This window comes from Micromonospora sp. 4G55 (assembly GCF_016803375.1).
This window is the reverse complement of sequence record NZ_JAEVHN010000271.1, coordinates 1-7,938: the sequence shown is the minus strand read 5'-3', so window position 1 is coordinate 7,938 and position 7,938 is coordinate 1. Positions and strand designations below refer to the sequence as shown.

The window sequence follows — 7,938 nt, the reverse complement described above, 5'->3', positions numbered from 1 at the left end:
CGGTCGCGGTGGCGGGCTGGGCGGTGGCCGGCACCGGGATGGGCCTGCTCTTCCCGTCCCTGTCGGTGCTCACCCTCGACCTGTCCGCCCCCGGTGAACAGGGGCGCAACAGCTCGTCGCTGCAACTGGGCGACTCGCTCTTCGCCGCGACGGTGCTGGCGCTCACCGGCACCGTGCTGGCCGCCGGGGCGGCGCCCGGTCCGGTCGACTACGCGGGGATGCTGGCGGTCGCGGCGGGCTGCGGCCTGCTCGGGTTGCTGCTCGTCGGGCGGGTGGTGCCCGCCGTACCCCGCTGACCCGCCGCGCCCCTCCGGCGGTCGGGTGATGCGCCGAATCGGCCCTGGCCGGCGGGGTGGGCCGGGAGGATGGGAAGGCGATGAGCTTCCTGACCGTCCTGCCGTTGGCCGTGGTCATGGTGGCCGGCACGCAACTGGTCGCGGCGATCTTCCTCGCCTCCGGCGACCGGCCGCGCCAGGCCTCGCTGGGCTTCCTGGCCGGCGCGGCGGTCGTGGTGGTCGCCGGCACGGCGACCGCCTGGCTGGTCACCCGGCGCGTGACCGGCCTTGCCGAGGACGTCGGGGCGGGGCCCCGCGAGGGGATCAGGACCGCCGTCGGCCAGGTGGTGCTGGCGCTGCTCGTGGCGCTGGCCGTGGTGGTGTTCCTGCGCCGGCACTCGAAAGGTCAGCCGGCCTGGATGAGCCGGCTGCAGCACGCGGGTCCCGGGTCCGCGTTCCGGCTCGGCCTGCTGATCATGGTGGTGATGCCCGTCGACGACCTCACCATGGCCACCGTGGGGGCGAACGTCGTCCGGTACGACCTGCCGTGGTGGCACCTGGTGCCGTTCGTGCTGCTCACCCTGCTGCTGCTCGCCCTGCCGTTGCTGGCGCTGCTGCTGCTCGGTCGGCGGGCCGAGCGTGCGCTGCCGAGGGTCCGGGACTGGGCCGACCACAACTCCTGGATCGTCAGCGAGATCGTCGTCGGCTTCTTCATCCTGATGACCGGGGCCGACCTGGTCAGGTGACGTCACGATCGGCCCGCCAGCCTCGTCGAGCCGTCGACCGGAAGGAGTCGGGAATGAAGGTGCTGGTCACCGGTGCGGGTGGCATGCTCGGGCGGGCGGTGCTGCCCCGGCTGCGGGCGGACGGGTTCGACGTGCGGGCGATGAGCCGGCGGCCCCGGCACGACCCGGCGGCGGAGTGGGTGGTCGCCGACGTGGAGACCGGCGTCGGGCTGGCCGAGGCGGTGGACGGGGTGGACGCGGTGCTGCACCTGGCGTCGCTGCCGAACAGCCGGCGTACCCACCGGGTGGACGTGCTCGGCACCCGCGACCTGGCCGTCGCCGCCGGGGCGGCCGGCGTCGCCCACCTGGTGTACGTCTCGATCGTCGGCGTCGACCGGGTGCCCTACGCCTACTACCGGCACAAGCTGGCGGCCGAGCGGGTGGTGGCCGCCGGTCCGGTGCCCTGGACGGTGCTGCGGGCCACCCAGTTCCCGCCGTTCCTCGACGCGCTGCTGCGCGCGGCGAGTCGGCTCGGCCCGGTGATCGGCGACCCGGCGGTGCTCGCCCAGCCCGTCGACCAGCACGAGGTCGCCGGCCGGCTCAGCGAACGGCTCACCGCCGGCCCGCTGGGCGGCATCGAGGAGTACGGCGGTCCGCAGGTGCTCCGCTTCGACGAGGCGGTACGCGCCTGGCGGGCGGCCCGGGGCTCGCGCCGGCCGTTGCTGCCGGTGCGGATTCCCGGCCGGCTGGGCAGCACGCTGCGCGCGGGCGGGCTGACCACCACCGCCACCCCGACGGGCCGGCGGACCTGGGCGGATCACCTGGCTGACACGTACGGGGGAACCGGCCGGAGATGAAACCTCATCCCGTTCACGTTCGCCTTACCGTGGCGCCATGTTCACCATCATCGCCACCGTCATCCTCTACGTCTTCGGGTTCGTCTTCCTCTACGGCGTGATCCGGCTCGCCGTCCGGCACGGCATGGAGGACCTGGAGGCCCGCCGGCCGCAGGTGCTGCGGGTCGCCCAGTCGGCCTCCGCCGACGACCGCGCCTTCATGCGCGAGAACGCCTTCCTCAGCGGCAGCTGAGCCCGCCGGTCAGGCGGGCGCGATCCACTCCGTTTGCGCGTGTCGCGGCTTCGGCAGCGTGGGACACCGCGACACGCCGCAAACGGAGTCGATCAACCCCGCTGGCCGGGCGGGTGCCGACGGGCGGATCAGTGCGGCGGGTGCGAGGATCGCAACCGTGATGGGGACGTTGAAGACCGAGCCTGCCCGCACCCGAACCGACCTGCTGGCGTCGCCGGTCGCCGCCGCGTTGGCGCAGTGGCCGGTCGAGGCTCCGGTGGACGTCGACGACGTGCTGGTCGCCCCGATCGACGCGACGCTCGCCGACACCGCCGCCTTCTGCGCGGCGTACGAGGTGGGGCTGGACGTGTCGGCGAACTGCGTCGTGGTCGCCGGCAAGCGGGAGGGGGAGATCCGCTACGCCGCCTGCGTCGTGCTCGCCACCACCCGTGCGGATGTCAACGGGGTGGTCCGGCGGGCGCTCGACGTGCGCAAGGCGAGCTTCGCCCCGATGGCCGACGCGGTCGAGCTGACCGGCATGGAGTACGGCGGGATCACCCCGATCGGCCTGCCGGAGAGCTGGCCGATCCTGGTCGACTCCCGGGTGATCGCGACCCCACACGTGATCATCGGATCCGGTGTCCGGAACAGCAAGATCGCGCTGCCCGGCCCGGCGCTCGGCGCGCTGCCCGGCGCCCGGGTGGTCGACGGGCTGGCCCGAGCGGCCTAGCTTCCGCCGCCTCGGGCCCGCTCGTCACGATCGTCGATGTGGTTGCACGTGAAACATCACGCGGATCGATGTCCGGTCAGGCGCCCGACTCGCGGCGCTCCACCTCGGACAGGGCGGCCAGCAGCGTCTCCGGCTCCTGCGCGCCGGTGACCGCGTACTTGCCGGCCAGCACGAAGGTGGGCACGCTGCTCACCCCGAGCTGCTGGGCGGCGGTCAGGTCGGCGGCCACCTCGCGACGCCCGACCGGGGATTCGAGGTGGTCGCGGACCTCGGTCTCGTCCAGGCCGACCTTGCCGGCCAGCTCGACCAACGCGTCCCGCGAGCCGAGGTCCACCCCGTCGGTGAAGTGCGCCGCGTAGAGGGCCTCGACCGTCTCCTCGGCCAGGCCGCGCTCGGTGGCGTACCGGATCAGCCGGTGCGCCTCGAAGGTGTTGGCCTGCACCGCGCGGTCGAAGCGCATGTCCAGCCCCACCCCGGCCGCGACCTGGGTGACCTGGGCGAACATCGCCTCCGCCCGCTCCCGGCCACCGAACTTCGCGGCCATCGCCTCGACCAGCGGCTTCGGCTCGGTCACCGGCGTGGGGTCGAGCTGGAAGGGGCGGTAGCGGACGGTCACGTCACCGCCGTACGACGCCAACGCCTGCTCCAGCCGGCGCTTGCCGATCCAGCACCAGGGGCAGACCACGTCGGCGTAGATCTCGATCTCCATAACGGGGGAGAACACCCAGCTCAGGCCGCTTGTTCCCGGACCTGGCGCTTGAGTCGGGCCAGGATGGCGGTGCCGCCGCGCACCCGCAGCGGGCTGATCGCCTGGGCCAGCCCCATCCGCTGGTAGAGGTCGTCCGGCACGGCCAGCACCTGCTCCGCGCTGGCCCCGTCCAGGCCCTCGGCGAGGATGCCGGCGAAGGCGCGGGTGGTCGGCGCCTCCGGCGGGCAGTCGAAGATCGTGCTCACCGTCCGGTCCGGGTTGACCTCGGCACGGAGGAAGAACGAGGTCTGGCACTCGGGCACCTGCTCCATGCCGTCCCGGTCCACGCCCGGCGGCAGGGGCGGGATGACGTCGGCGTATTCGAGCAGCATCTCCAGCACCACGTCGCGGGGTGCGGCGGCGAACTCCTCGACGATCTCGGCCAGCTTCGTCGGCATCTCGGGCATCCCGCCAGGCTACCGCCGCCCGCCCGGGCGCCTCGGCGGTCAACGGACGGGCCGGGGGTGACGAGCGTCCCGTCGACCCGGTGCCGCCACGTCCGGGGGCGAGGGGCACCGGGTCGATCGGGGTCAGGCGTTCGGCGCCGCCTCGCTGATGTCGGCCAGCGCCGAGGTCGGGTCGAGCTGCATGGCCAGGTCGCCCAGGGAGACGATGCCCACCAGCTTGCGCTCGTTGTCGCAGACCAGCACCCGCCGGATGTTGCGCTCGCGCATCAGCGACGCCGCCTCCGAGGCGGTGGAGTGCTGCTCGATCATCACCACCTCGCGGGTGATGATCGAACCGATGGTGGTGGTCGCCGGGTCGCTGCGCTCGGCCACCGCCCGCACCACGATGTCGCGGTCGGTCAGCACGCCGGCGAGGGTGGCGCCGTCGGTGACCACCACGTCGCCGATGTCCGCCTCCTTCATCACCCTGGCCGCCTCGTCCAGGGTGGTCTCCGCGGACAGGTAGACCACCTGCTTCGTCATCACGTCACTGACCCGGTACATGAGAGCCTCCGAAAACACCCTTGGTCGATCCCGCAGCGGTACCCCGTGGCGCGCCCGCTACACCCGGTTGCCGAGTGCGCGGCCCACCTCGTCGACCAGCCGCTCGACCAGCCCGTCCACCGGCAGCTCCACCCGCTCGCCGCCGGCCCGGTCGCGCAGCTCGACGTACCCGTCGGCGAGTCGGCGGCCGACCACGACGGCGCGCGGGATGCCGATCAGCTCCGCGTCGGTGAACTTCACCCCGGCGGAGACGTTCACCCGGTCGTCGACCAGCACCCGCAGGCCGGCGGCGGAGAGCCGCCCGCCGAGGTCGAGGGCCGCGTCGAGCTGCGGCCCCTTGCCGGCGGCGATCAGGTGTACGTCGACCGGCGCCATCGCCGCCGGCCAGACGAGTCCCCGCTCGTCGTGGTGCTGTTCGGCGATCGCGGCCACCGCCCGGGAGACCCCGATGCCGTAGCAGCCCATGGTCGGCCGGACCGGCTTGCCGGCCGAGCCCAGCACGTCGAGCGCGAAGGCGTCGGTGTAGCGGCGGCCGAGCTGGAAGATGTGCCCGATCTCGATGCCCCGGCGCATGGTCAGCTCACCGGTGCCGCAGGCCGGGCAGGGGTCGCCGGGGCGCACCTCGGCCGCCTCGATGGTGCCGTCCGGGGTGAAGTCGCGGCCGGCGACCACGTTGGTGGCGTGCCGGCCCGGCTCGTTGGCGCCGGTCAGCCAGGCGGTGCCGGTGACCACCCGCGGGTCGACCAGGTAGCGGATGCCGAGCTTCGCCATGATCTGCGGTCCGATGTAGCCGCGGACCAGCTCCGGATGGGCGGCCCAGTCGTCGAAGACGGCCACGGTGGCCGGGGTGAGGGCCGCCTCGACCCGCTTCAGGTCCACCTCCCGGTCGCCGGGCAGGCCGATGACCAGCGGCTCGGCCGACTCGGCGCCCGGCCGGCGGACGCTCAGCACGACGTTCTTCAGGGTGTCGGCGGCGGTCCAGTCGTCCCGGTCGGCCAGCCGGCGGATGTTCGCCAACTCGACCAGCGAGGCGATGGTGGGCGTCTCCGGGGTGTCGTGCACCTCGCTGGCCCGCTGCGCGTCCGGATCGGTCGCGGCCGGTGCGGGGGTGGTCACCGCCTCGGTGTTCGCCGCGTAGTCGCACTCCGTGCAACCGACGAAGCTGTCCTCGCCGACCGGCGTCGCGGCCAGGAACTCCTCCGACGCCGAGCCGCCCATCGCCCCGGACATCGCGTGCACCACCGTGTAGTCGAGCCCCAGCCGGTCGAAGACCCGCCGGTACGCCGCCCGGTGCCGCTCGTACGACTCCTGGAGACCGGCCTCGTCGAGGTCGAACGAGTAGGCGTCCTTCATCAGGAACTCGCGCCCGCGCAGCACACCCGCGCGGGGCCGGGCCTCGTCGCGGAACTTCGTCTGGATCTGGAACAGCGTCACCGGGAAGTCCCGGTACGAGGTGAAGAGGTCCTTCACCAGCAGCGTGGCCATCTCCTCGTGCGTCGGGGCGAGCAGGTGCTCGGCGCCCTTGCGGTCGGCGAGGGTGAAGAGGAGGTCGCCGTACTCCGTCCACCGGCCGCTGGTCCGGTAGGGCTCCGCCGGCAGCAGCGCCGGGAAGTGCACCTCCTGGTCGCCGATGGCGGTCATCTCCGACCGGACGATCTCGGTGACGCGGTCCAGCACGAGCTTGCCCAGCGGCAGCCAGGTGTACCCGCCCGGCGCGGCGCGACGGATGTAACCGGCGCGCAGCAGGAGCCGGTGGCTCGGCACCTCCGCGTCCGCCGGATCCTCGCGCAGGGTCCGCAGCAACAGGGTCGACGTACGTAGCAGCATTCGCGCAGCGTACGACCGGCGCGACGGGGCCGGCGACGCCATTACGCGGGTCGGTGCCGAAACTTGTCGCGCACATCGACCCGCTGGGCGGCAACCCGGCGATCCCGGGGTGGCGTCTGGGAAGGCATCAACGACTACCCCAAGGATCGGCTCGTGTGGACCCTCTCCTGAGTGAGTTCGACTCGATGGTCTGTACCCGGACCGGCCGCGGCCTGGTCGAGCAGGTCCGCTTCCTGCCGGACGGCACCTTCGTCGCCCAGGTGAACACCGCCACCATCGGTGACGACCCCGCCTACCGCCTCGTCCGGTACGCCGCCAACGGCCGCGTCCTGGGCAGCCTGCCGGTGCCGGCCGGCACCCCGTGGGGTCGCCTGCTCGGCTGATCCCGGCACTCGAACGACGGCGGGCCACACCGACGGGGGGTGGCCCGCCGTCGTGCCGGGAGGTGGACGGCGGCAAGCCGGATCGATGACCTCCGCCACGTTCGCCGGACGGGTGGCAGCGCCGGGAACCGACCCGGTGACAAACTGGTCGCCGCAGGCAACGAAGAGTGTGAGGGAGGCGGCGTGCGCTGGCGCAGCTTCGTCGCGGTGGGGGACAGCTTCACCGAGGGCATGGACGACGCGTACCCGGACGGCACCTACCGCGGGTGGGCCGACCTGGTGGCGACCCGGCTGGCCGCCGAGGCCGGGCCGGACTTCGGGTACGCCAACCTGGCGATCCGGGGCCGCCTCTTCCCCAGCGTGGTGGCCGAGCAGGTGCCCGCCGCGCTGGCGATGAAGCCGGATCTGATCAGCTTCGCGGCCGGCGGCAACGACGTGCTGCGCCGTACCTTCGACCCGAACACCCTGGTCACCCGCTTCGACGACGTCGTGCGGCAGCTCCGTTCCGGCGGCGCCGACGTGATCCTGTTCCGGTTCGCCGACGTGATGGCGCGGCTGCCCGGCCAGCGCCTCGTCGCTCCCCGGGTGGAGCTGCTCAACCGGGCGGTCGGCGAGACCGCCGAGCGGCACGGCGCGATCATGGTCGACCTGTACGCCGACGACACCTTCCTCAACCCGATGCTGTGGAGCACCGACCGGCTGCACCTGTCGGCCGCCGGGCACCGGCGGGTCGCCGCGCAGGTGCTGACCGCGCTCGGGGTGGGCTGCGACGAGGAGTGGCTGCTGGTCCCCGAGCAGCCGGCTCCCACGCCCTGGCTGGCCGCCCGCGCCGCCGACCTGCGCTGGGCCGGCCGGCACCTGGCCCCATGGATCAAGCGGCGGCTCACCGGGCGGTCCTCGGGCGACACCGTCACCGCCAAGCGCCCGCTGCTCGGGCCGGTCAGCGACTGACCGTGCGGACCATCCACGCCGCCACGCTGCTGCGGTCGACGCCGGACGACGAGCCGGTCGCCGGCCGCGCGGTGCTCGTCACCGGTAACCGGATCGAGGCGGTCGCGCCGCTGGACGAGCTGACGCAGGCGTACCCGCAGGTGCGGGTGCGGCGGTGGGCCGGCACCCTCGGGCCGGCGCTGGTGCACGACGGGCCCCTGCCGCCGGCACCGAGCCCGCGCGAGCGGGTGCACGCGCTGTTCCGGCTCGGCGTCGCCGCGGTGCTCGCCGCGCACGTCACC

At 73.6% G+C, this 7,938-nt stretch carries 10 protein-coding genes and 2 pseudogenes; 8 read left to right on the top strand and 4 right to left on the bottom strand.

What is annotated here, in order from left to right; genetic code table 11:
* The 5 genes and pseudogenes from JNW89_RS20915 to JNW89_RS20895 all read left to right on the top strand — a co-directional run.
* Positions 1-296 (top strand): annotated as a pseudogene (locus JNW89_RS20915) (MFS transporter); the annotation flags it as partial.
* A gap of 80 nt (positions 297-376) precedes the next feature.
* A complete protein-coding gene (locus tag JNW89_RS20910) occupies positions 377-1,021 on the top strand; it encodes a GAP family protein (RefSeq protein ID WP_238450183.1) in 645 nt (214 codons plus the stop codon).
* A gap of 53 nt (positions 1,022-1,074) precedes the next feature.
* Positions 1,075-1,857 (top strand): SDR family oxidoreductase, encoded by a 783-nt coding sequence (locus tag JNW89_RS20905; RefSeq protein WP_238449488.1) that lies wholly within the window; start codon positions 1,075-1,077, stop codon positions 1,855-1,857.
* Between the two features lie 37 nt (positions 1,858-1,894).
* Positions 1,895-2,089, top strand: a complete 195-nt coding sequence (locus JNW89_RS20900; protein ID WP_238449487.1) for a hypothetical protein — start codon at positions 1,895-1,897, stop codon at positions 2,087-2,089.
* Between the two features lie 160 nt (positions 2,090-2,249).
* The gene (locus JNW89_RS20895; RefSeq protein ID WP_238449491.1) at positions 2,250-2,798 is read left to right on the top strand and encodes a YbaK/EbsC family protein; all 549 of its coding nucleotides are present in this window, start codon (positions 2,250-2,252) and stop codon (positions 2,796-2,798) included.
* A 76-nt stretch (positions 2,799-2,874) separates the two neighbouring features.
* On the opposite strand, the gene JNW89_RS20890 is transcribed toward JNW89_RS20895, so the two are convergent.
* The 4 genes from JNW89_RS20890 to JNW89_RS20875 all read right to left on the bottom strand — a co-directional run bounded on the left by JNW89_RS20890 (position 2,875) and on the right by JNW89_RS20875 (position 6,323).
* Positions 2,875-3,507 carry a DsbA family protein gene (locus JNW89_RS20890; protein WP_238449490.1) on the bottom strand — a complete coding sequence of 211 codons (633 nt, stop codon included), beginning with the start codon at positions 3,505-3,507 and terminating at the stop codon, positions 2,875-2,877.
* A 20-nt stretch (positions 3,508-3,527) separates the two neighbouring features.
* Positions 3,528-3,953 carry a SufE family protein gene (locus tag JNW89_RS20885; RefSeq protein ID WP_238449486.1) on the bottom strand — a complete coding sequence of 142 codons (426 nt, stop codon included), beginning with the start codon at positions 3,951-3,953 and terminating at the stop codon, positions 3,528-3,530.
* A 123-nt stretch (positions 3,954-4,076) separates the two neighbouring features.
* Complete coding sequence (locus JNW89_RS20880) at positions 4,077-4,496, bottom strand: CBS domain-containing protein (RefSeq protein WP_238449485.1); 420 nt, start codon at positions 4,494-4,496, stop codon at positions 4,077-4,079.
* A 57-nt stretch (positions 4,497-4,553) separates the two neighbouring features.
* Positions 4,554-6,323: a proline--tRNA ligase gene (locus tag JNW89_RS20875; RefSeq protein WP_238449484.1), complete on the bottom strand. Its 1,770-nt coding sequence runs from the start codon at positions 6,321-6,323 to the stop codon at positions 4,554-4,556.
* Between the two features lie 155 nt (positions 6,324-6,478).
* Here JNW89_RS20875 and JNW89_RS20870 point away from each other — a divergent pair, with 155 nt between their 5' ends.
* The 3 genes and pseudogenes from JNW89_RS20870 to JNW89_RS20860 all read left to right on the top strand — a co-directional run.
* Entirely contained in the window at positions 6,479-6,706 is a 228-nt protein-coding gene (locus JNW89_RS20870; protein ID WP_238449483.1) for a hypothetical protein, read from the top strand.
* 183 nt (positions 6,707-6,889) lie between these two features.
* Positions 6,890-7,657, top strand: coding sequence for an SGNH/GDSL hydrolase family protein (locus JNW89_RS20865; RefSeq protein ID WP_238449482.1), 768 nt, complete (start codon positions 6,890-6,892; stop codon positions 7,655-7,657).
* Between the two features lie 2 nt (positions 7,658-7,659).
* Positions 7,660-7,938, top strand: a pseudogene (locus tag JNW89_RS20860) (hypothetical protein); the annotation flags it as partial.

What these genes read in the sequence shown, in the direction of transcription:
- JNW89_RS20910 (WP_238450183.1), top strand. Translation starts at nt 377, where the DNA reads ATGAGCTTCCTGACCGTCCTGCCGTTGGCCGTGGTCATGGTGGCCGGC.
- JNW89_RS20905 (WP_238449488.1), top strand. Translation starts at nt 1,075, where the DNA reads ATGAAGGTGCTGGTCACCGGTGCGGGTGGCATGCTCGGGCGGGCGGTG.
- JNW89_RS20900 (WP_238449487.1), top strand. Translation starts at nt 1,895, where the DNA reads ATGTTCACCATCATCGCCACCGTCATCCTCTACGTCTTCGGGTTCGTC.
- JNW89_RS20895 (WP_238449491.1), top strand. Translation starts at nt 2,250, where the DNA reads ATGGGGACGTTGAAGACCGAGCCTGCCCGCACCCGAACCGACCTGCTG.
- JNW89_RS20890 (WP_238449490.1), bottom strand. Translation starts at nt 3,507, where the DNA reads ATGGAGATCGAGATCTACGCCGACGTGGTCTGCCCCTGGTGCTGGATC.
- JNW89_RS20885 (WP_238449486.1), bottom strand. Translation starts at nt 3,953, where the DNA reads ATGCCCGAGATGCCGACGAAGCTGGCCGAGATCGTCGAGGAGTTCGCC.
- JNW89_RS20880 (WP_238449485.1), bottom strand. Translation starts at nt 4,496, where the DNA reads ATGTACCGGGTCAGTGACGTGATGACGAAGCAGGTGGTCTACCTGTCC.
- JNW89_RS20875 (WP_238449484.1), bottom strand. Translation starts at nt 6,323, where the DNA reads ATGCTGCTACGTACGTCGACCCTGTTGCTGCGGACCCTGCGCGAGGAT.